Origin of the sequence: Sphaerimonospora cavernae (genome assembly GCF_042435035.1) — a bacterium.
In the GTDB taxonomy this organism is placed as follows: Bacteria; Actinomycetota; Actinomycetes; order Streptosporangiales; family Streptosporangiaceae; genus Sphaerimonospora; species Sphaerimonospora cavernae.
This window is the reverse complement of sequence record NZ_JBHMQT010000059.1, coordinates 218,155-239,512: the sequence shown is the minus strand read 5'-3', so window position 1 is coordinate 239,512 and position 21,358 is coordinate 218,155. Positions and strand designations below refer to the sequence as shown.

Genomic DNA, 21,358 nt, shown 5'->3' with positions numbered 1-21,358 from the left:
GCGACTTCAGCTCGCCGTAGGTGGCGCGACCGGTGGGCGTGATCAGCGCGGTGCGGTCGTCGGCGTTGCGGTCCAGGAAATAGGAAGCGATGTTGAAGTCGCCGGGTAGGTCGCAGGGGCGCATCGGGTTCGCGTCGGTCCCGGCCGCCGGCCTCTCCTCGGGCAGTCCCCGACCAGTCTGCACTCCGTAGCGGCTCACGATCCCTCCTCGAAACGACGCGCCTGATTTAGTGCATTCTGGTCCGGCGGTTCCCGCCGTGCATCTCAGAAAATGCTGTTTCCTACCCGGTTCACGTCGCCCTCTCGAGTTCTGATTCTTCTGGGTTGCCGTATTCGAACCGGTGGCGCGCGGTCGCTTGTCGGGGATCCGTCCGCGCCATTAGCTTGATCGAAAGAGATGTCCGACCCGAACCGCAGGGGCGGCTTTTCTCGATGAGGTGACCGAGCTTTGACCACGGACCCGTCGACGACCGCTGACCCGTCGACCACGTTGACGTACTCCTCCTATCTCGCTCTGGACGAGATCCTGGCTGCGCAGAGACCGAGATCCGCGGAGGACGACGAGCTGCTGTTCATCGTCGTGCATCAGGTACACGAGCTCTGGTTCAAGGAGCTGCTGCACGAGCTGGCCAAGCTGCAGCGCGAGCTGTGCGGCGGAGAGTCGGTCCCCGCGCTGCGCACGCTCCACCGGTGCCTGACCGTTCTCGAGGTCATCTCGGCCGAGATCGACGTGATCGAGACCATGACCCCCTACCAGTTCTCCGGTTTCCGTGCCCGGCTGGGCAACGCGAGCGGCTTCCAGTCCGCCCAGTTCCGGGAGATCGAGGCGGTGCTGGGCCGACGGGACAGCGGGATCCTGCGGGTCTTCAGGAGCGACCGCGAGCGCGGCCCGATCGAGGCGGCGATGAAACGGCCCTCCGTCTTCGACTCACTCCTGCGCTACCTGTCGGCGAAGGGCTATCCCGTCCCGCGCGACCTGCTCTACCGGGACGTCACCGAGCCGGCCGAGCCGTCGGAGGAACTGCGGACCGCGCTGCTGCTGGCCCGGAGCGACGATGGTTTCGCCGCACGCGTCTGCGAGCGCCTGCTGGCCCTGGACAAGGCGCTGCAGGACTGGCGCTACCGGCACATCAAGATGGTTGAGCGGATCATCGGCGCCAAGATCGGCACGGGGGGCTCTTCCGGCGCGAGCTACCTCTACCGCACGATCTCCGCTCCGATGTTCCCCGATCTGTGGGCGGCGTGGCGGCTTCCGTGACAGGCGTCCTGACCGCCGCCGCGCGGGTGCCGCGCCGATGCCGTACCCCAGCAATTCGCGAGATGCGGCGCGCGAACGCCGGGGTGAGCCTGATGTGGTCGGCGCAGGCCGGCCGGACGGACGGGATCGCGGGGACTCACGATGGAGGTCAGAGGTGGAGATAGGCCAGGGACCGCCGGCCCTCGGCACCGGGGAGCTTCTCGCGGAGATCGACGCGGCCGAGCGGGAACTCACGCGGGGTGACCGGCCGCCGGGGGTGGATCGTCCCGTGCCCGGCGGCGACGGGCCCGGCGACGACGAGGGGATGGCCCGCTTCGAGGCGCTGATCACCGCGGACGGCAAGATCGAGCCGAGGGACCGCATGCCGGACGCCTACCGCCGCGCCTTGGTCCGGCAGATCGCGCAGCACGCCCACTCCGAGATCATGGGCATGCAGCCGGAGGCCGGCTGGATCAGCCGGGCGCCGAGCCTTCACCGCAAGGCCGTCCTGATCGCGAAGGTCCAGGACGAGGCCGGGCACGGCCTGTACCTCTACTCCACGGCGGAGAGCCTGGGCGCGGAGCGCGAGTCGCTGCTCGACGAGCTGCACGCCGGGCGCCAGAAGTACCTGTCCTTCATCAACTATCCGGCGGTCACCTGGGCGGACGTCGGGGCGATCGCGTGGCTGACCGACGGCGCCGCCGTCGTCAACCAGGTGTCGCTCTGCCGCACCTCCTACGGCCCCTACGCCCGGGCGCTGGTGCGCATCTGCAGGGAGGAGTCCTTCCATCACCGGCAGGGCTTCGACCTGCTGTACACCCTGTCCCGGGGCACCCCGGCCCAGCGGTCGATGCTGCAGGACGCGGTCGGCCGCTGGTGGTACCCGGCGCTGGCCATGTTCGGCCCGCCGAACGACAGGTCCACCCACTCCGGCCAGTCGCTGGCGTGGCGGATCAAGCGAGCCACCAACGACGAGCTACGCCAGAGATTCGTCGACATCTGCGTGCCCCAGGCCGAGATTCTCAAGGTCGCGCTGCCGGATCCCGCGCTGCGCTGGAACGACGAGCGAGGGCACTACGACTTCACTCCTCCCGACTTCGCCGAGCTGGAACGGGTGGTCGCCGGATACGGCGCGTGCAACCGCCAGCGCCTGGCCCACCGCCGCCGCGCCCACCGCGAGGGCGGCTGGGTGCGGGCGGCCGCCGCCGCCTACGCCGCGAAGCACGCCGGAGCGACACAGGAGCCCCAGGAAACACAGGAAACACAGGAACCCGGGGAGATGCGGGAACCCGGCCGGATGGACGGGCGGCCGGACTGGCCGCTGTGGGAGGTGTTCGTACGGCCACGCCGAGGGTTCGGCCACACGCACGCGGGCAGCCTGCACGCGCCGGACGCCGCGATGGCGCTGCGCAACGCCCGTGACCTCTACACCCGCCGCGGCGAGGGAGTCTCCATCTGGGTCACACCGGCTGCCGGGATAACCGCGTCGAGTCCCGACGAGAAGGACGCCTTCTTCGACCCGGCCATCGGCAAGATCTACCGGCATCCGTCGTTCTTCGAGCTGCCCGAGGGGGTCGAGCACCTGTGAAGGTTCACGACACGGCGGAACGGGCGGACAGCCGTTTCGATTACCTGCTCGGGCTTGGTGACGACGCCCTCATCGCCGCCCAGCGGACCGCGGAGTGGTGTGCAAGAGCACCGCAGATCGAGGAGGACGTCGCGCTGGCGAACATCGCGCTGGACCTGCTCGGCCAGGCCCGTGAGCTGCTGTCGTACGCGGGCGAGGTGGAGGGCCGCGGCAGGGACGAGGACGCGCTGGCCTTCGGCCGCGACGAGCACGAGTTCCGCAACGTCCAGCTCGTCGAGCTGCCCGACGGGGACTTCGCGACGGCCATCGCCAAGATGCTGTTCTTCGGCGTCTATCAGCGCCTGCTGTACTCCGCGCTGTCCGAGGCCGACGACCGGAGGCTGGCCGGGATCGCCGCCAAGGCGGCCAAGGAGACGGCCTACCACGTCGATCACGCCGTCACGTGGACGCTGCGGCTGGGCGACGGCACCGCCGAGTCCCACCGCCGCATGCGGACCGCCGTCGAACAGGTGTGGCCCTTCACCCACGAGCTGTTCGAACCGGCCGGCCCGGTCTCCGTCGGCGTCGACCCGGGCGTGCTGCGCGCGCCCTGGACCCGCCTGATCGAACAGGTGCTCGCCCGGGCGACGCTGCGCCGGCCCGACGACGACTGGAGGCCGACGGGCGGACGCCGCGGCCTGCACACCGAGGCGTTCGGCCGCCTGCTCGCCGAGATGCAGTACCTCTACCGGGCGCACCCGGGAGCCCGCTGGTGATCGAGCGAGTGCGAGCCGCCGTCTCCGAGGTGCGCGATCCCGAGATCCGCGTGCTGTCCATCCAGGAACTCGGGATCCTGCGCGAGGTCCGGGCGGGTGACGACGGCCGTGTCGTCGTCACCGTCACCCCCACCTATCTCGGCTGCCCGGCGATGGACGTCATCCGTGCCGAGATCGAGGCCGCCGCGCGGGCGGCGGGCTGCACCGAGATCGAGATCGTCACCTGCCTGACGCCGCCCTGGACCACGGACTGGCTGAGCGAGACGGCACGGGCGAAGCTGGCCGCCGCCGGTATGGCCCCGCCGGGGCCGGTCGGCACACCGCCCTCCGGGCGGACGCTGCCTCTGATCCCGCTCTCGCCCGGTCCCCGCCGGTGCCCGCGCTGCGGCTCCGCCGACACGACCGAGATCGCCCGAGCCGGCTCGACCGCCTGCAAGGCACTGTGGCGCTGCGACGCGTGCCGGCAGCCCTTCGACCTCATGAAGGAACACTGATGTCGCTCACGACCAGCGTCCGGCCCCGGGCACGGCTGCGTTTCCACCCCCTGACCGTCGCCGCCGTCGAGCCCTTGGCGGCGGACGGCAGCGCGGTGGCCGTGACCTTCCGGGTCCCGGACGCGCTGCGCGCCGAGTTCGCCTTCGCTCCCGGCCAGCACGTCACCGTGCGGGCGAGCGTGGACGGGTCCGCCGTCCGGCGTTCCTACTCGCTGTGCTCCTCCCCGGAGGAGCTGGAACGCGGCGGCACACTGCGGATCGGGATCCGGGCCGTGCCCGGCGGCGTGTTCTCCGCCTACGCCTGCGGCGCCCTCACCGCCGGCGACACGCTCGACGTGCTGCCTCCCGTGGGGAGCTTCGGCACCCGCTTCGACCCGTCGCGCAGCCGCCGGTACGGTGCGATCGCCGCGGGCTCCGGCATCACTCCCGTCCTGTCCCTCGCCCGGGCGGCCCTGTCCATCGAGCGCGCCAGCACGTTCACCCTCCTGTACGGCAACCGCACGGTGGAGTCGACGATGTTCGCCGAGGAACTCGCCGACCTCAAGGACCGCCATCCGCGGCGCCTGCACCTGTTGTACGCCTTCTCCCGGGAGAATCCCCGGCTGGGCCTGGCCGGGGGGCGGCTCGACCGGGCCACTCTGGCGGACGTCCTCGCACGTGTCCTGGCACCGGCGCCGATGGACGAGTGGTTCCTCTGCGGACCGGCCGGGCTGGTGCGCGACTCACGGCTGGCCCTCGTCGCGCACGGCGTCGCCGACTCGGCCGTGCGCGTCGAGCTCTTCGGCGCCGGTGACGGCGATCCCGGCGAACGGGTCTCCCTCGGCGGCGGCCCGTCCCCCGTTCCCGAGGGCGAGGCCCGGCGTCTGCGGGTTCTCCTGGACGGCCGCACCACCGTGGTGCGGGTGCGGGACGACCGGACGATCCTCGACGCCGCCTTGACGGTCCGGCCCGAGCTGCCCTATTCCTGCAGGAACGGCGTGTGCGGGACGTGCCGTGCCCGGGTGGTGGACGGCCAGGTGAGCATGTCGGGCGGCTGGGCGCTGTCCGCGGAGGAGCTGGCCTCCGGCTACGTGCTCACCTGCCGTTCCGTCCCCGCCGGTGAGTGTGTGACGGTCGACTTCGACGCCCTCTGAGGGGGCGGGTCAGTCGCCCAGCAGGGTCGGCACCAGGTCGGCGACGCCGCGCCTGCCGCCGGTGGCGCCGTCCGGGGCGGGCGCGCCGTAGGTGACCTCGACGCCACGCTCGCGCGCGGCACGCACGATGCCGGGGACCGCGCGCTCGGCGAGCGCGGCGATGGTCATCGCGGGGTTGACGGTCAGCGCCCCCGGTACGGCGGAGCCGTCGGTGACGAAGATGCCGGGATGGCCGCGCAGTTCGTGCCGGTCGTCGAGGGCCGACGTCGCCGGGTCGTCGCCGATGCGGCAGGAGGCCAGCGGGTGCACCGTGTACGCCCCGACCACATCATTGGTCCAGGCCGTCACCGTGGCCAGTCCGTCGCGCTCCAGGATGTCCTTCACGTCGGCGTCGGCCATCGCCCAGGCGCGCAGCGTGTTCTCCGTCGGCCGGTACCTGAGGCGGCCGACGCCGAGCATCTGCTGCGAGATCCGGTCCGCGTTGCCGGCCGCGGGGGGCGGGCCGAAGACGCCCTCGTTGTCGTCCTCGATCATCTGGAAGATGATGAGCCACGACTGCCAGCGCTCGAGCATCTCCTTCTTCTTCACGCCGAACCAGGTCGGGCCGGCCGTGTCCGCGACCTGGGCGAGGATGGTGCCGAGGCCGGGCGGGAAGTAGAGCTGCTCCAGCGAGTAGCGGGTGTACTCGGGCAGTGAGCCGTCGAGCCGGTCCCAGTTCGCCACCGTGGGGCCCTTGCCGATCTGGTTGGCGGCGTAGGCCAGGCCGTCCTCACGGGTCAGGCCGAGCACCTCGCGCACCCGGTCCTCGTTGAGGACCGCGGTGTTGAGCCGCTCCCCGTTGCCGGAGAAGTAGCGGCCGACGGCGTGCGGCATCGGGCCCAGCTCCGCCTCGCTGCGCTGCAGGATGACCGGCGTGGCGCCCGCGCCCGCCGAGAGAATGACGATCTTGGCGTCGATCGTCCCGCTCCCGGCACGGATCCGGTAGTCCTCGGCATCGATGAGGTCGTAGTGCACGCGGTAGGAGCCGTCGTCATTCCTGGAGATGCGCTGCACCTCGTGCAGCGGCCGGATCTGGGCACCGTGGGCGAGGGCCCCGGGCAGGTAGTTGAGCAGCAGCGACTGCTTGGCGTCGAAGCGGCATCCGGCCATCATCCAGTTGCAGTTCGTGCACCTGCCGCGGTCGATGGCCGCCGGGACCGGGTTGGCCGTACGACCGGCGTGATGGCAGGCGGCGGCCCACAGCCCGCCGGCGTAGGTGACGTCGCCCCAGTCCTGCTTGGTGATGTCTATGGTCTCCGCGACCCGGTCGTACCAGGGTTCGAGCGTGTCACGGCTGAGGGAGACCGGCCACATCCGCCGGCCGATGCCGCCACGGCGCTCGAACACGAAGCGGGGCGCGCGGGGCATCGCGGCGAAGTAGACGACGCTGCCCCCGCCCACGCAGTTGCCGCCGAGCACGCTCATGCCGTCGCCGGCCACGAAGTCGAAGATCCTGGTGTACGACGATCCGAGCTTGAAGTCGTGCTCGAACTCCTCGTTCTTCAGCCACGGCCCGCGTTCGAGCACGACGACCCGGGCCCCGCCGGCGGCGAGGTGGTAGGCGGTGATCGAGCCGCCGAAACCGCTTCCGACCACGAGGACGTCCGTACGTTCCGTGCTGCTCATGCGGGGCTCCCTGAGGGGGTCGTGTCGGGGTGCGTACGGGCCAGCGGCCGGCCGTACGAGAACGCGGGGAAGCGCCATAGACCGTCCGGTCCGGGCCTGGTGATGCCCATCGCCGTCAGGCCGGGATGCCCGGCCGCGATCGCGTCCGAGGTGTGCATGTGGGCGGCGGAGTCGAAGGCCATGTTGCTGAACAGGGTGAGCAGGACCCAGAACTCCTTCTCCGGGTGATCGGGTGAGACGAGCCTGCGCACCAGGGCGGTCCGGTCCTCGAAGGAGAGTGCGACGAACGGCGGCACCGCCGCGTCGAGCGCCAGGCCGTGCTCGCCGGCGTACGACTCGGCGTGGTCGTTCAGCAGGCGCGCGTAGTCGTCCAGTCCCCCGGTCACCCCGGTGGCGTCCCACTCCAGCAGTTCGATCGCGCCGGCCGCCACCGCACCGCCGCCCGGAGCGGCACCGGCGATCGCCCGATCGCCGGGGAACCGCTTCTCGCCGGGGACGATCGTGTCCGCGAACGCCTCCAGCGTCATCGTCCTGATCTGCTCTTCGGCCGAGCTTCGCTGCATGGGTGTCCCCTCGTGTCTCAGTTCGGCTCAGATCCACTACATAGTCGGTGCGCCCTCGCGCCCGACGCATCTTTCGGGTTGCCGTCGTCGGCGAGGGCCGAGCGGAGCGCGGCCAGTGCGCGGACGGTCTGGCTGCGTACGGTCGAACCCTCGCTCCCCATCGCGCCCGCCGTCTCCTCGACGCTGCGGTCCTCCAGGTAGCGGAGGACGACGGCGGCCCGCTGCCGCGGCCCGAGTGCGGCCAGCGCGTTCATCAGGAGCATCCGGTCGACCACGCGGGCGTACGGGTCCGGCGAGGGCCCCGGCTCGGGCGGCCGCTCGTGGAGGACCTCGCGCGACCACCGGTGCGACCTTCGATCACTGCTGATCAGCCGGACCAGGATGGTCCGGGCGTAACCGGCTATTCGATCGCGCCGTTCCAGCGTGTCCCAGTGCCGGTGGATCGCGATCAGCGTCCGCTGCACGAGGTCCTCGGCCTCGTGCCAGTCGTCGGAAAGCCGGAAGGCGGCCCGTCGCAGTGCCGGCCGGACCTCCCGCACATAGCGCGAGAACTCGTCTTCGCGAGCCTCGGCCATCTCCGCTCACACTCCAAAGTCCAGGGAACCTCGGGCACTTGACCGTGTTGTCAACACATTCAGAATTGGTTCAGCCCATCTGGAGTCACAACCCCTACAGACAGCCCTTATCCCAAGTCAGGGGTGCCCCCCGCGCATTCGGCGCACCTACGATCCTCCTGGCGGCCTTCTGCTCAGGCGGATGCTCCCGGCGTGACCCGACGGCTTCCGAAATATTTCCGGAGAAATTCGCGCCACCCGTGCAGCGTTCCGGCCGACTCGGAACGTGTAAATAGCGGAAAAGGCCGGCCGGTCGGCTCCGCGGAATTATGACGGCGTCGGCGTCACCGGCCGCCGCCGCACACGAGGGGAAACACGCACGGCAACCATCCGGCGACTTCATATTCAGAAGCTGATCGAGCGTGAATTGACATGGCACTTCCGGAGAACGGGAGGAGTAATGGACGATGTCATCACCGCAGCGGTTCTGCGGGTCGTCGAGAGCATGCAGGAGAACTTCGGGGAGCCGCTTACCATCGATGACATGGCCCGTACCGCGATGTTCAGCAAGTTTCATTTCTCCCGGGTCTTCCAGCGGGTCACCGGGCTGTCCCCCGGCCGGTTCCTGTCGGCCGTACGGCTGCGCGAGGCCAAGCGCCTGCTGACCTCGACCACGCTGACCGTCACCGACATCAGCCACCGGGTCGGCTACTCCAGCGTCGGCACCTTCAGCTCCCGGTTCACCGGCAGCGTCGGCCTTTCCCCCAGCAGATACCGCCGGTTGGACAGCCTCACCCCGCCGGACCGCACCGGTGCTCCGGCGGCCGCCGCGACGATCGTGCGCGGGCACATCTCCTCACCGCTCGCCGACCGGCCCGTCTTCGCGGGCCTGTTCCCCGACAGCATCCTGGAGGGCTGGCCGGTCAGATACACCGTCATCCCCCGGCCCGGGCCGTACGTACTGGAGGACGTGCCGGAGGGCAGGTGGCACCTGATCGCGCAGTCCGCCGCAGCGGGTCTCGAGGACGCCATCGACCTCCCGGCCCGCGGCGACGAAAGCCTGTGCATCGGGCGGCACGGGCCGATAACGGTCCAGCCGGGGGCCGGCCGGACCGCTGTCACCGACCTCGAGCTCAGACCGATGAGCGTGCTCGACCCGCCGGTGCTGCTCGCGCTGCGCGAGGTGGTGGCGGCCGAGCTGGCCCGCGTCTGACACTCCCCCCTTCCCGGACCGGCGCCGACCCGCGCCGGCCGGCCCCTACCAGATCACACGACGACGCTCCGGGCCGCGTGCACGGTCATCGGCAGTCCTCCGCGCACCCGGAGCGACAGCATCGCCTCCGGGACCGGCACGTGGCCGGGCACCCCGGCGAGCCGCAGATCCCGGGCGACCATCGCGGTCACGAACGCGGCCTCCATCATCCCCAGATGGCTGCCTACGCAGAATCGGGGGCCGGCGCCGAACGGGATGTACGCGTACCGGGGGCGGCCCGCCGGCGCATCTGGGTCGAACCGTTCTGGGGCGAACCGGTCGGGATCGTCCCAGAACACCGGGTGCCGGTGCAGCGTATATGGGCTGATGAGGACGTCGGAGCCGGCGGGAACATGGTAACCGCCCACCTCGTCATCGCGCAGTGCCCGCCGGGGCAGCATCCACACGGGCGGGTAGAGGCGCATGGCCTCCTCGATGACCATGGCCGTGTAGCGCAGCCGGGGAAGGTCCTCATAGGCGGGCAGCCTGTCGCCGAGCACCTCGACGGCCTCGGCGTGCAGCCGCTCCCGCACCTCCGGGTGCCGGTCCACCAGATGGAAGGTCCACGACAGCGTGCTCGCCGTCGTCTCGTGCCCGGCAAGCAGCAGCGTGACCAGTTCGTCGCGCATCCGCCGCCGGCCGACTCCGGGGTCGGCCTCCTGCCGGGTCGAGGCGATCAGGCGGGACACGACGTCGTCGCCCTCACCCCTGCGCAGCCGGTCGGCCATCAGATGGTCGACGACGTGCTGCAGGTATCCGCGGGCCCGGCGGAACCTGAGCTGCCTGCGCAGCGGAACCCACATCGGCACCATGCCGAGCGTCACCATCTCGAACATGGCCTGATCCTGGACCGCCTCGAAGGAGTGGCCGATCGAGCCGAAGGCCCCGAGGTCGGCGTCGAGGAGGGTACGGCCGAGCACGCCGAGGCTGAGCCCCGTCATCTCCCTGGCCACGTCGACCGGCGCGGCTCCGACCCGTGCACGCAGACGGTCCACGAGCTTGGCCGCCTCCTCGGCGATGACGGTGTCCTGGCGGGCGATCCGCTTGTTCTGGAAGACCGGCTGGATCATCCGCCGCTGCTTGCGCCACAGCTCGCCCTCGCTGGTCAGCAGCCCGTCCCCGATGGCGCGCCGCGCCTGGACCAGGCCGATGCCCTTGTGGTAGTTGGCGCTGTTGTCGGCCAGCACGTGCTTGGCGTGCTCGGGATGGTTGAAGAAGTAGAGGGTCTTGGGGCCGATGGACAGCCGGACCGCGTCGCCGTACGTCGCGGCCAGCGACATCAGCCCCAGCCGGTCCCGCACCAGCATGCGGTAGAGTGCGGGGCCGGCCGAGCGCGGCGGGCCCGGGGGCACCCGGAGGTTCGGGACGGCCCGCCGGGCGCTCACGCCGTCACCTCGATCCGGTCGGGGGTGATCTGGCGGAACCTGCTCTGGAAGACCAGCAGCGCGTCGCGGTCCGGCCGATGATCGAAGCTGAGCACCTTGCCGAGGAAGATCGTGTGGTCGCCCCCGTCGTAGGTGCGCCACAGTTCACACTCGAAGTGGGCCAGCGCCCCGCTCAGCAGCGGGGCGTCGGTCAGCGGGCCCGGCAGCCAGTCGAGGTGATCGAACTGGGCGGCGCCCAGCGTCCGCGACCGGTCCGCGAAATGCCTGGCCTCGGTCTCCTGGTCGGAGGCCAGCACATTCACCCCGAAACAGTTGGTGACGGTCAGGCAGCTGTGCATGACCGCGCAACGGGCGACACAGACCAGCACGAGCGCCGGATCGAGGGAGACCGAGGTGAAGGAGTTCGCCGTCATGGCATGCGGGACGGTGCCGCCCGTCGTCACCACGGTGACGCCGGTAGCGAACGCCCCGAACGCCCGGCGCAGGGACTTCGGGTCCAAGGGGATGGAGTCGGGTACGTTCACGCTGACCTCCTGGCTCACTGTCTGGATCCGCGCCTACAGCGCGTACGGTTCGAGCGCCTTCACCAGCGATTCCGGAACCATGGCGGGAGCCGTACGGGTGTTCGGCCCCCGCATGCACGCCACCCGCTGCCTGCCGCGGGCGACGAGGGTCTCGGTCGCGCTGCCTTCGCCGTCGGCCCGGTCGATCCGCACGTAGTCGAATCTGAACTCGAGCTGGGTCTGAGTGAGATCGACCAGGCGCATCCGGATCGACAGCTCGTCGAAGGCGGTGATCTCGGCGAAGAACTCGCAGTCGACCTTCAGCGTGAACAGCTTCAGGTCGTCCTGCAGCTCCGCCAGCACCTCCGGCGCCCGCTGTTTGAGGAACATCTCCCGGCAGCGTCCCTGCCACCGCAGATAGTTGACGTAGTACACGTTGCCGACGAGGTTGGTCTCCTCGAAGCCCACCGTGTGCAGGTATTCGAAGTAATCCGCCATCCGTTACCGCCGCCCTTCCGTCAGGACCGCGAACACCACCGAATCGGTGACGCCACGTAGCGTCGTGACGAGTGTCGCTATTCGCAGATCGCCGGACTCGAACACCGCCCATGCCTCCCGCTGCCGGACCGGCGAGGTGAGGGGGGACTCCGGAGAAAGGCCGGCCGCTCGCAGGCACTCGGCCACGGCCGACAGCCTGGCTTCCTCGGCCGGGCGTCCTTCCGCCGGGACGACCGCACAGCCCAGGGAGCCGGCGACGCACAGGGTGACCCCCGCTCCGTGGCTTACCGAGAGCGTCTTGTCGCCGCCGGAGGGACCGCCCGGTGTCGAGTAGCCCGGTGTCGAATAGCCCAGTGCCCGGGCCACCGCCACCGCCGTCCCCTCCTGCTCCGCAGTGGGCTCGTCCTGCCCGGCCGCCGGCTCGACCGCGACCGCCACCCGGGCGCCCACGAGGTCCTCCAGCGTCCGCTCGATGTAGGGGCCGAGCAGCGGAGCCGCCCAAGGTCCGCCGCCGTCCTTCTTGCGCACGGCCTGCAGGTGCAGGCCCTCCCACCGCTCCACGACCTGTCCGTCATGGTCGCGCACCGCGATGTCGTAGACGTAGGTGTCGCCGTCGCGTGAGCGTTCCGCGGCGCAGTAGCGCAGCTCCCCGTCCTGGCGTAGACCGGGGTGCGCCGGGACCTGGTGCAGGCGGTCGATCCTGGTGGGCAGCAGCGTGGCGTCGGGCACACAGACCTGGTTGCCGTGCATCAGCGCGTCCCGCATGCCCGGGTCGCCGAGCATCAGTTCGCCGGGGAGGAACGGGGCGAACCAGTTCGCGGGTTCCGCGACGGCCACGTCCACGTCGACGTGGCGGGCCGCGGCCCGGTGATAGCGGCGCAGGCGGTGGAAGCGCTCGCCCTGGAACAGCACGTCGCCGTACAGCTCGGCGGCCGGGTCGAGCGGCACCGGCGGCAGCCCCGGGCCGATCTGGTCCGGCGGCCCGTCCGGCACCGGTTCGGCGCCGAACCGTACCCGTGCCCGGAAGTGCTCCACCCCGAAACCGGTCTCCGCGCTGCGGATGGCGACGTGCGCGACCTCGTCGCCGGTGACGGTCGCGGCCACCCGGATGATCGTGCTGCCGCCCGGCGGCACGATGATCGGCCGCAGGAACTCGGCTTCCTCGATCACCGTCACGTCGTCCCGCCCGGCCGCGGCGGCGGCCACCTGCGCCATCGCCTCCATCCCGAACACGGCGGGGAAGAGCAGGTTGCCGTCGAGGAGGTGGTCGGCGAGATAGAGGTCGGTGCCGGCGTTCATCTCGACCTCGGTGACGAGCTCGACGCCGTGGTAGTGGATCAGCGGCTTGCCGACGAACCGCCGCATTGGGAGCGCGGGCAGGTCGCGCCGTACGGTGCCGATGCCCTCGGTCCGTCCGCTGATCACCACGACGGCCGGGGCGTCGGGGTCGGCGACCAGCCGCCGCATGATCTCCACGCCCTGCTCGGGGGAGATCGGCGCCACACCCTGCCGGGCCAGACCGTCCACGACCGACAGCCGCTCGCCCATCCCGACATCGGACCAGACCGACCACTCCATGCAGAGGGTGCGGCAGTCGGGGTGCCGTGCGGCGAATTCGCTCGTGAGGTCGGCCAGCCACTCGTTCGCCGTGGCGTAGTGCGCCTCGCCGTGCAGCCCCGCCCGGCCGATGATGCTGCCGAAGGTCACCAGAAGACGCAGCCCGCCGGGTTCGACGGCGTCGAGCACGTTGCGCAGACCGTCGATCTTGGGGGCGAAGGTCCGCCGGAAGGCCGCCGGGTCGAGGACCGCCAGCCCGCCGGGCTCGTTGCGACCGGCGCCGTGGAGCACCGCGGTGACCGGCCCGAGCGCCGCCTCGGCCGTGGCGACCGCCCGCCGCACCTGACCGCCGTCGGTGACGTCGGCGCGGGCGTAGTGCACGGCCACCCCGGCGTCCGCCATCCGGCGGAGGTTGGCCGCCAACTCGGCGTCCTGGGCGGGGTCGGAACGGCCGAGCACGGCCAGCCGGGCGCCGGTGTCGACGGCCACCGCGAGCGCGCACTCGGCGGTGATCCCCTTACCTCCGCCGGTCACCAACAGCACGTCGGACGTGCCGAGCGGCGACCGGGTGCGGGCGGGCCGCACCGGCATCGCCCGGAGCGTCGGCACCCGCCGCAGCCCGGCCACGTCGTAGTGCACCTCGCTGAAGCCGGTTGTCGCGGCCACCTCCGCCGCCACCCACGCGGCCGCCCGCTCGGCCTCGGGAAGGGCAGGCGGGTCGGGCACGTGGACGACGGTGGTGCGCACGTGCGGCGCCTCCAGGTGGAGGGTCTTGGCCAGCCCGGCCGCGCCCCGGCCGTGCTGGACCAGGACGAAGCGGGTGCCGGGCGGACCGGCCAGGGCCGCCTTCGCCCCGGCCAGCGTCTGCTCCAGGTGTTCCTCCCGGCAGTCCGGCGGAAGGCACACCAGGACACCGGAGCCCGTCTTCCCGCGTTCCAGTGCCAGGCGCAGCGGCTCGGCGAGGGCCGATCCCCCGGGAGCGTGCACCTGCCAGGTCCCGTCCGTCTCGGGTACGGCCCTGGCCGGCCTCGGCAGCTCGTCGAGGTCCACGGAGAACGGCCGGGCCCAGGAGCCGGCTCCGGCCACCGCCGACGCGGCGGCGGAGGCCGGGCCGCCGCCGTCTTCGATCAGCTCGTCGAGCGCCTCGGCCAGTTCGCGCAGGCTGGCGGTGGCGAGGTTGGTCGGGGCCTGACCGGGGGGCACCCCGAGGCGCTGGGTCGCCTGATCGATGAGGTGCATGACCGTGACCGAGCTCAGATGCAGCTCGTCGAGTGGGCGGCTGTCCGGGCCGACCATCTCCAGCGGCAGCTCGGCGCGTTCGGCGGCGAGGCGTCGCAGCAGGTCGAGGCTGGACGCCTGCCCGTCCACCGGCGGTTCCTCGACGGGCGTCTCCGCGTCCCCCGCCACCATCGCGGCGGGCCGCCGGGCGGCGCCGGAGATCCGCACCTGCGGCGCCTGCTCGGCGGGGCTGGCGAAGAACTCGAACTCGGCGCCGATCTCGATCGGCCGCACGAGGCGGCCGTGGAAGAGCTCATCGTGGAGGATCGGGACGCCGATCACGTAGGCGGCGCCGACCACCCCCAGCGCCCCGGCCAGTGACTCGTCGTCGGTGTTCAGTGCGACGGCGGGCACCTCGGTGGCCGCCGCGGCCAGGCCGCTGAGCACCCGGCCCGGGCCGACCTCGACGAACAGGTCGGTGTCCTTGGCCGCCAGCGCGACCGCCTGGGTGAACCGCACCGGATCGGTGATCTGGCGGCGCAGCAGGGCCGGGACGTCGGTGTCCCGGTCCAGTTCCGCGCCGGTCACGGTGGAGATGACCCGGCGCTCCATCGGAGCGAGAGACTCGCCGTCGAGCCGCGCGCCGAAGGCCTCGGCCGCCGGGGCGACCAGCGGGGAGTGGAAGGCGTGGGACACCGCCAGCGGGGTCCAGGTCAGCCCGGCGTCGACCGCCCTGTGGCCGACCGCCTCGACCGCGTCGACCGGCCCGGACACGACGGTCTGGTCGGGACCGTTGTAGCCGGCGATCACCACGGGTAGGCCGGTCAGCAGCTCGGCCACCGCGTCCGGCGCCGCCCTGACGCCGGCCATGGTGCCGGAGGCGCTGAGCTCGGCCATGGCGCGGCCGCGCTCGGACGCCAGGCGCAGCACCGCCTCCTCTTCGAACACACCGGCCCAGTGCAGGGCCGACAGCTCGCCCAGGCTGTGGCCCACGGCGGCGTCGGCCTCCACGCCGAGCAGCGACAGCGCGCGCAGACCCGCCAGCGCCCCCGTGACGATGCGGGGCTGAGCGACCTGCGTGGCCACCATGTCGCCGGACGTGGGCAGCGCCGCCCCGGCGTAGATCTCCTCCACTTCGGTGAAGCGCCGTCGCAGCGCGCCACCCCCGGTGCCGCGGCCGGAGCCCTGGCCGGGGAAGAGGTAGCAGATCCGGCCCTGCTCCTCGGCACGGCCGAAGAACGCCCGGCCGTCGGGGGAGAACAGGCTCGTCTCGCCGCTTTCGATGGCGTTCAGCACCCGCTGGAGTTGCCGCTCCGCGTCCTCGGGAGAGGACACGACGACGGCCGCGCGGTACGGCTGGTCGCGTAGGTCGCGCTGCAGAACGGCCGCCAGGTCGGCGAGCTGGGCGTACGACAACCGCGGCGCGAACTCGGCGATCTCGGCGAGCCGCGCGTGCAGTGCCTCCGGCGAGGCGGCGTCGACCAGCAGCAGCTCCACGTCCTGCAGCGAGGAGGCCAGCATCCTGGTCCGGGACGGCGGCTGCGCGCGGCGCCGCGGCCCGCTGCGCTCCAGCACCACATGGGTGTTGATGCCGCCGAAGCCCATGGCCGTGACGCCGGCGCGTACCGGCCCGTCCGGCCACGGCTCGGCCTTGCGCAGTGCGCGCAGCGGCGCTTCCGCGGCGGTCAGCACCTGGTGCGGGTCGACGCAGCCGATGGCCGGCGGGAGCACCTGCTCGTGCACGGCCATCGCCGCCTTGATCAGACCGGCCACCCCGGCGGCCGCCTTGGCGTGCCCGATCATGCCTTTGATCGAAGTGACGGCGGCGGGCCGCGCCTCGGGATCGGCCGCGGCCCTGGACTGCGACAGCGCGGTGAGCTCGGTGGTGTCGCCGACCGCCGTGCCCGTGCCATGCCCCTCGAACAGGCCCACGGTCTCGATGCCGAACCCGGCCCGCTCGTAGGCCCGCCGCAGCGCGAGTCGGTAGCCGTTGACCTCGGGCCTGGTCATGCCGCCCCGGCCGTCGGAGGAGATGCCCCAGCCGGGGATGGTGGCATAGACCCGGCGGCCGGTCTCGATGGCCTCCCGCTCACGCATGAGCACGACCATCCCGCACCCCTCCCCCGGCCAGAAGCCGTTGGAGTGCCGGTCGTAGAGGCGCATCTCGCTCTTGGCCAGCGCGCCGGTCTTGGCGAACCCGATGATCTCGAACGGGTCGATCGACAGGTCGACACCGCCGGCGACGGCGACGTCGAGGTCGCCGTCGAGGATGGCCTTGCATGCGTTGGTGACCGACAGCAGCGACGAGGAGCAGGCTCCGTCGACCGTGAAACCGCCGCCGTTGAAATCGAAGTGGTTGCAGATCCGCCCTGCGATGGTGTTGGACAGGCCGCCGGCGAGGGTGTCCTCGTCGACGGGCGGGAAGGGACTCTTGTAGGTCGTCTCGAGGTCGTCGAGGAAAGCGGCCAGCCGCTCGTCGTCCCAGCCGTGTTCCTTGAGCGAGGACGCCACGGTGCGCCGGACGTACGGCCAGCGCAGCCGCATCACGTTGGCCCTGGTGAACTCACCGGTGAGAGTGTTGCCGACGACGACACCGGTACGCTCCCGGGGCAGCCCCTCCCCCTGCGGAAAACCCGCGTCAGCCAGCGCCCGGCCGGCGACGTCCAGCGCCAGCCAGTGGGTCAGATCGGTCGAGCGATAGGTGCTCCCTGCGATCTTGTAACCGATCCGGTCGAACTCGTAGCCCTCGATCACCGCGGCGGTGCGGGAGTAGAAGCGGTCCGGTATCGACGGATCGGGGTCCCAGTAGTCCTCCAGGCGCATCCGTACGTCCGGCAGACGACGGAAGGCGCGACGCCCGGCGAGAGCGTTCTCCCACAGCTCTCTCGGCGAGGCGGCGTCCGGGTAGACGCACGCCATGCCGACGATCGCGATCCTGCTCATACGGAAGCGACCTCTTTCTCCATGACCGGGACGTGTTCGGCCGCGGCGACGGCGACCGGAGCCGTGACCGCCGCTTCCGCGGCCGCCTGGGCCGCGGCGCGGGCGGCCGCCTCCCGCTGCTCACGGGCCTTGTTGACGAAGTGCAGCGCCCAGAAGAAGGCGCCGCGCACCGCGCAGACGGCCGCGGTGGCGAAGAAGATCGCGTACGCGATGTGCAACGCGGTGAGCAGGCCGTACACGAGCGCGACCCCGCCGCCGAACGCGATCTGGGAGGATGTCCGGGACGGGCTCGTCCCCGGGTCGGTGATCATGTAGTTGGTGAACAGCACGAAGGCGACGCCGGTCATCATGCCGAGGGCCGCGGGGATCGACGTGTCGAAGAAGACACCGCGCACGATCGCCTGCAGGGCGAAGACGCCGACCCAGGCCGCGATCAGCGGCATCCGGCCGGTGAGCTTGCCGTTCAGCATGCTCCCGCCGAGGATGATGAGCGCGGGGATCAGCCAGTCCACCCAGCCGTTCACGTACTCGGTGAAGTGGTACGGCGGGGCGATGCTGGCCCACGGGAAGAGCAGCAGGACGACCGCGATGCCGAAGTTCGACGGGTTCATGAAGTGGCGCAGCCTGCCCTTGACCGGCGCGCGCAGCACCCACTTGGCGCCGACCGCGACGACGACCCCGAAGACGAGCACGAGGATCTGGTCGTTGACGTAGATCAGCATGTTCATGGCGAGGCTGGTGATGTGCGCCGGATAGAGGAACTCCACCAGTCCGCGCGGCCCGTTGCCGAGGTAACGAGGTGCCCGGCCCTCCGCCCTGGCCCCGATGTGCTCCAGGCCGATCTCGGTGGTGTAGCCGACGGCGAGGGCGATGAGGGGCCACAGCCAGGGCTGCTCGAAACCGAGGAACACATAGCCGACGATGTTGAAGACCGAGATCGAGATCGCGAAGTTGCGTAGTGCGATCACCACTTTGGGGTCGCGCGGCGGCGCGCTGGGCTTGTTCTCAGACATGTCGATCACTTCTCCTTGGCCTGGTTGCCGAGCGTGATGGTGTGCCGGCCCGGAGTCAGAAGGAGGTCCTGGTCACGCACCTCACCGGTGCGGTCACGCCAGCGCAGGTGCGCCTGCACCGGCTCGACGACGCCGGCTCCGAGCCCGATGTGCACGTCGGTGCTGCGCCGGCCGGAGTGGCCGCTGCTCCCGTCGACCCGGCCGATCAGCGTGCGGCCGTCGGCGGTCGTCACGATCACCTGCGCCCCGGTGGCCGGCGAGCCGCTCTCCCGGAGCAGCCGCAGCGACAGGTAGGACCCGGGAGACGGGCTCTCGTTGTGGTAGAAGACCGGGTCGTCCCACTGCCTGGCGACCACGAAGTCCAGCCGGCCGTCGCCGTCGGCGTCCCCGGTCGCGATGCCGCGGGTCGGCACCGGTACGGCCAGGCCGAGCTCGGGAGCCAGGTCCACGTAGCGTCCGGCTGGTCCCTTGGCGAAGAAGTGCAGGGTCTGGTGGCCCGCGATGTCGTCGCCGGCCCGGACGTTCGGCCACGCGGTCGGGTGCCGTAGCAGGCCGTCGTTGGCCGTGGCCAGCTCCTGGAGCTGCGGCCAGCGGTCGGTCTGACCCTTCACGAAGCCGGTGGCCTGGACGATGGCGGGCTCACCGCTGTTGTCGAAGTCGTCGATCTTGACGTCCCAGCCCCAGCCCGACCATGCCGTACCGGCCGGTCCGCTCTCGTCCCGCCACGGCGCCTCGCCGGCGCGCAGCCTGGCCCGCAGGTCGGCCTGGTCCCTCGCTGTCGAGACGAAGTGGAAGTTGCTCTCCTCGATGCCCCACGACGTGGTGATGTTGCTGACGAACAGGTCGTACAGGCCGTCGTGGTTCAGGTCGCCGAAGTCGACGCCCATGCCCTTGAAGGAGTCGTGGCCGAGCGACTTCGACTTGGGGATCAGTGGGGTGCGCACGCCCTCGACGAGCGAGAACTTGATGTGACCGGGGCTGGAGCGGTTGTAGAGCAGCCGGTCCGGGCCGAAGTCGTTGGCCAGGTACAGCTCGGGGAGTTGGTCGCCGTCCAGGTCGAGCGCGGCGGCGCCGAGCTCCCAGCCCCTCGACACGTCCTCGGGCAGGACGTCATCGTGCCGCTGGAAGGAGACCGAGGGCGTGTCACCGGCGGTGGCCCCGGTCCAGCGGAAGAAATAGTCCTCGCCGCCGTTGAAGGCGGTGGACATGGAGTCGTTCATCTGCACGCCGCCGCTGACGGTGGGATCGAGCACCGGGCCGTCGGGGAAGTAGTTGCCGATGAAGATGTCGTCGTGCCCGTCGCCGTCGAAGTCGGCCACGGTCGCGGCGTTGGTGTTCCACTGCGGGCCGGTGTAGACGCCGTCGGTGGAGTTCGGCCCGGGCACCAGTTCGACCGGCTGGTAGGCCTCGGCGCTCAGCTTGGGCACCCCGGGCTTGGCCAGGTAGACGATCGGGGTACGCCCCCACATGTAGACGAGCAGGTCGAGCCGGCCGTCCTCGTTGAAGTCGCCGGGGACGCAGCCCATGGGGGCCATGTGGTCGTTCATCGGCAGCGTGCCCGGGTTCAGCGCGAACGGCTGGTACCGGCCGGAGCGCGCGTCGGGGACCGGCGTGACGACGACCTGGTCGATGCGGGTGTCGACGAGGCACAGGTCGTTGGCGAGCCCGTCGCCGTCGAGGTCGTTCATCGCGATCGCCGCGCCGACCGAGGAGATCCAGGCGTCGATGTGCGAGTAGTCCTTGTTGACCTCGCGGATCGACTGCTGGGCGTAACCGCCGGGCAGGGCGATGGACGTCGGCTTGAACGAGTACTTACCCGCCGTCTCCGCCGTCTCGGCGGCGGAGTACGACGGCAGGCGAGCGACCAGGAAGACGCTCGCGACCAGCACGAGGGCGACGACGCCCGCCAGCTGCCTGCGCAGCCGGCCAAGTATCGCGGTCACCGGGTAACACCTCCAAGGGATACGAACTCGTCGGCGACGTGCTGCCGCCAGACCTCATAGGCGGGGAGCTCCCCGCCCTGGACCGGCTCCCGCGGGCGGACCTGCTGGGTGACCCCGGCCGCCTGCTCGGCCGTCATGCCGCAGAAGATCTCGGCGGCCAGCGTGGTGTGCGGGACGAGCAGTCCCGCCCGCACTCTGGCCTCCGCTCCGAACGCGCAACCCTGCGCGATCTGGGACCGGTGGGCGCCGGCGTTCTCCCAGAACCTCCGCAGTTCGGCCTCGTCGGCGCCGCCCGCGTAGGTCGCCGCCAGCCCGGCGCCCGCGTACAGGTCCGGGTGCCGGTGCTCGGGGAAGGCCGCGATCAGGGACGCCGCCCGGTCCGCGTCGGTGCCGGCGACGAACCACAGGGCCCGCCCGATGCCCTGGTCGATCGCCCGGCCGGCGTAGGCCCGGTCGGCCGGGGATGCGGCGCCGCCGGACGGCCACGGGAAGGCCGGGTCCCGGTACTGGCGGTGCACGTACTGCTCGGTCCGGAAGTAGGCCTGATGGAATCCGTAACCGTCCAGCACCAGCCACCGCAGCAGCGGGTCGAGGGCATCGGCCCGGGGCCATCGGAATCTCGGCAGCCGGGCCATCGCCCAGCCGATGCCGACATAGACCATGTAGATGTGCCGGTCACCGCGGCCGGCGAGGAAGTCGTCGACCCTGCGCCCGCCCGGCAGCGGCAGCGCGTCGAGGACGGCCAGCGCCATGCCGGCGCCCTCGTAGGCGAAGCCCCGGAAGCGGCGCGGGACCCGCTCCAGGTGCTCCTCCGCCTCGGCCGGGGTCCGCGCCTGTACGGCATGGCCGTACCCGGTGAGAAAAGTGGCGCCGACCGTCTCCAGCAGATCTCTGGCCTCCGGGCTCTTCACATGGAAACCGCGGGTCGCGAGCTTCGTCTCCGAAATGTCGGGCGTCAGGATCCTGCGTCTCAGCGTCCGAAGAAAACTCGTCAACTACCTCTACCGTCCTTCCGATCGGCACTTTTCTCGGAAATAGCGTAGATATCACCGATCAC

General features: G+C 71.2%; 17 protein-coding genes and 1 pseudogene. 7 read left to right on the top strand and 11 right to left on the bottom strand.

Going from position 1 to position 21,358, the window contains the following annotated elements; genetic code table 11:
- A partial coding sequence (locus tag ACFHYQ_RS27200; protein WP_394303989.1) for a hypothetical protein occupies positions 1–199 on the bottom strand: 199 nt, incomplete at its 3' end.
- A gap of 249 nt (positions 200–448) precedes the next feature.
- On the opposite strand from ACFHYQ_RS27200, the gene ACFHYQ_RS27195 reads away from it, so the two are divergent.
- The 6 genes and pseudogenes from ACFHYQ_RS27195 (at position 449) to ACFHYQ_RS27170 (ending at position 5,207) form a co-directional block, all read left to right on the top strand.
- The gene (locus tag ACFHYQ_RS27195; RefSeq protein WP_394303988.1) at positions 449–1,258 is read left to right on the top strand and encodes a tryptophan 2,3-dioxygenase; all 810 of its coding nucleotides are present in this window, start codon (positions 449–451) and stop codon (positions 1,256–1,258) included.
- 304 nt (positions 1,259–1,562) lie between these two features.
- Positions 1,563–2,465 (top strand): annotated as a pseudogene (gene paaA, locus ACFHYQ_RS27190) (1,2-phenylacetyl-CoA epoxidase subunit PaaA); the annotation flags it as partial.
- Positions 2,466–2,516: 51 nt separating this feature from the next.
- On the top strand, positions 2,517–2,825 hold the full coding sequence (gene paaB, locus ACFHYQ_RS27185) for a 1,2-phenylacetyl-CoA epoxidase subunit PaaB (protein ID WP_394303995.1): 309 nt from the start codon (positions 2,517–2,519) through the stop codon (positions 2,823–2,825).
- The gene (gene paaC, locus ACFHYQ_RS27180; protein WP_394303987.1) at positions 2,822–3,580 is read left to right on the top strand and encodes a 1,2-phenylacetyl-CoA epoxidase subunit PaaC; all 759 of its coding nucleotides are present in this window, start codon (positions 2,822–2,824) and stop codon (positions 3,578–3,580) included. Before paaB ends, paaC begins: the two co-directional genes overlap by 4 nt.
- A complete protein-coding gene (paaD, locus tag ACFHYQ_RS27175) occupies positions 3,577–4,074 on the top strand; it encodes a 1,2-phenylacetyl-CoA epoxidase subunit PaaD (protein ID WP_394303986.1) in 498 nt (165 codons plus the stop codon). Before paaC ends, paaD begins: the two co-directional genes overlap by 4 nt.
- Positions 4,074–5,207 carry a 2Fe-2S iron-sulfur cluster-binding protein gene (locus tag ACFHYQ_RS27170; protein ID WP_394303985.1) on the top strand — a complete coding sequence of 378 codons (1,134 nt, stop codon included), beginning with the start codon at positions 4,074–4,076 and terminating at the stop codon, positions 5,205–5,207. Before paaD ends, ACFHYQ_RS27170 begins: the two co-directional genes overlap by 1 nt.
- A 9-nt stretch (positions 5,208–5,216) precedes the next feature.
- On the opposite strand, the gene ACFHYQ_RS27165 is transcribed toward ACFHYQ_RS27170, so the two are convergent.
- Genes ACFHYQ_RS27165 through ACFHYQ_RS27155 form a run of 3 tightly spaced genes read right to left on the bottom strand, consistent with a single transcriptional unit; the run spans position 5,217 to position 8,010 of the window.
- Positions 5,217–6,872, bottom strand: coding sequence for an FAD-dependent oxidoreductase (locus ACFHYQ_RS27165; RefSeq protein ID WP_394303984.1), 1,656 nt, complete (start codon positions 6,870–6,872; stop codon positions 5,217–5,219).
- Positions 6,869–7,435, bottom strand: coding sequence for a DUF5987 family protein (locus ACFHYQ_RS27160; RefSeq protein ID WP_394303983.1), 567 nt, complete (start codon positions 7,433–7,435; stop codon positions 6,869–6,871). Before ACFHYQ_RS27160 ends, ACFHYQ_RS27165 begins: the two co-directional genes overlap by 4 nt.
- A gap of 17 nt (positions 7,436–7,452) precedes the next feature.
- On the bottom strand, positions 7,453–8,010 hold the full coding sequence (locus ACFHYQ_RS27155; protein WP_394303982.1) for a SigE family RNA polymerase sigma factor: 558 nt from the start codon (positions 8,008–8,010) through the stop codon (positions 7,453–7,455).
- 439 nt (positions 8,011–8,449) lie between these two features.
- Between ACFHYQ_RS27155 and ACFHYQ_RS27150 the strand changes: the two genes are divergently transcribed.
- On the top strand, positions 8,450–9,202 hold the full coding sequence (locus tag ACFHYQ_RS27150) for a helix-turn-helix domain-containing protein (protein ID WP_394303981.1): 753 nt from the start codon (positions 8,450–8,452) through the stop codon (positions 9,200–9,202).
- 53 nt (positions 9,203–9,255) lie between these two features.
- Here the strand turns inward: ACFHYQ_RS27150 and ACFHYQ_RS27145 are convergent, their stop codons facing one another.
- The 7 genes from ACFHYQ_RS27145 to ACFHYQ_RS27115 are packed head-to-tail and all read right to left on the bottom strand — an operon-like array spanning position 9,256 to position 21,296.
- The gene (locus tag ACFHYQ_RS27145; RefSeq protein ID WP_394303980.1) at positions 9,256–10,626 is read right to left on the bottom strand and encodes a cytochrome P450; all 1,371 of its coding nucleotides are present in this window, start codon (positions 10,624–10,626) and stop codon (positions 9,256–9,258) included.
- Positions 10,623–11,150: a flavin reductase family protein gene (locus ACFHYQ_RS27140; RefSeq protein WP_394303979.1), complete on the bottom strand. Its 528-nt coding sequence runs from the start codon at positions 11,148–11,150 to the stop codon at positions 10,623–10,625. Before ACFHYQ_RS27140 ends, ACFHYQ_RS27145 begins: the two co-directional genes overlap by 4 nt.
- 33 nt (positions 11,151–11,183) lie before the next feature.
- Complete coding sequence (locus ACFHYQ_RS27135) at positions 11,184–11,627, bottom strand: acyl-CoA thioesterase (protein WP_394303978.1); 444 nt, start codon at positions 11,625–11,627, stop codon at positions 11,184–11,186.
- Between the two features lie 3 nt (positions 11,628–11,630).
- A complete protein-coding gene (locus ACFHYQ_RS27130; RefSeq protein WP_394303977.1) occupies positions 11,631–17,345 on the bottom strand; it encodes a type I polyketide synthase in 5,715 nt (1,904 codons plus the stop codon).
- Positions 17,342–18,358, bottom strand: coding sequence for an enediyne biosynthesis protein (locus tag ACFHYQ_RS27125; RefSeq protein ID WP_394303976.1), 1,017 nt, complete (start codon positions 18,356–18,358; stop codon positions 17,342–17,344). The genes ACFHYQ_RS27130 and ACFHYQ_RS27125 overlap by 4 nt, the downstream gene beginning before the upstream one ends.
- Positions 18,359–18,363: 5 nt before the next feature.
- Positions 18,364–20,301: a CRTAC1 family protein gene (locus ACFHYQ_RS27120; protein WP_394303975.1), complete on the bottom strand. Its 1,938-nt coding sequence runs from the start codon at positions 20,299–20,301 to the stop codon at positions 18,364–18,366.
- The gene (locus ACFHYQ_RS27115) at positions 20,298–21,296 is read right to left on the bottom strand and encodes a DUF1702 family protein (RefSeq protein WP_394303974.1); all 999 of its coding nucleotides are present in this window, start codon (positions 21,294–21,296) and stop codon (positions 20,298–20,300) included. The genes ACFHYQ_RS27120 and ACFHYQ_RS27115 overlap by 4 nt, the downstream gene beginning before the upstream one ends.
- Positions 21,297–21,358: the final 62 nt, after the last annotated feature.

Coding starts and splice junctions, on each gene's coding strand:
- paaB (WP_394303995.1), top strand. CDS start 2,517: ATGCGGGAACCCGGCCGGATGGACGGGCGGCCGGACTGGCCGCTGTGG.
- ACFHYQ_RS27170 (WP_394303985.1), top strand. CDS start 4,074: ATGTCGCTCACGACCAGCGTCCGGCCCCGGGCACGGCTGCGTTTCCAC.
- ACFHYQ_RS27165 (WP_394303984.1), bottom strand. CDS start 6,872: ATGAGCAGCACGGAACGTACGGACGTCCTCGTGGTCGGAAGCGGTTTC.
- ACFHYQ_RS27160 (WP_394303983.1), bottom strand. CDS start 7,435: ATGCAGCGAAGCTCGGCCGAAGAGCAGATCAGGACGATGACGCTGGAG.
- ACFHYQ_RS27155 (WP_394303982.1), bottom strand. CDS start 8,010: ATGGCCGAGGCTCGCGAAGACGAGTTCTCGCGCTATGTGCGGGAGGTC.
- ACFHYQ_RS27150 (WP_394303981.1), top strand. CDS start 8,450: ATGGACGATGTCATCACCGCAGCGGTTCTGCGGGTCGTCGAGAGCATG.
- ACFHYQ_RS27135 (WP_394303978.1), bottom strand. CDS start 11,627: ATGGCGGATTACTTCGAATACCTGCACACGGTGGGCTTCGAGGAGACC.
- ACFHYQ_RS27130 (WP_394303977.1), bottom strand. CDS start 17,345: ATGAGCAGGATCGCGATCGTCGGCATGGCGTGCGTCTACCCGGACGCC.
- ACFHYQ_RS27125 (WP_394303976.1), bottom strand. CDS start 18,358: ATGTCTGAGAACAAGCCCAGCGCGCCGCCGCGCGACCCCAAAGTGGTG.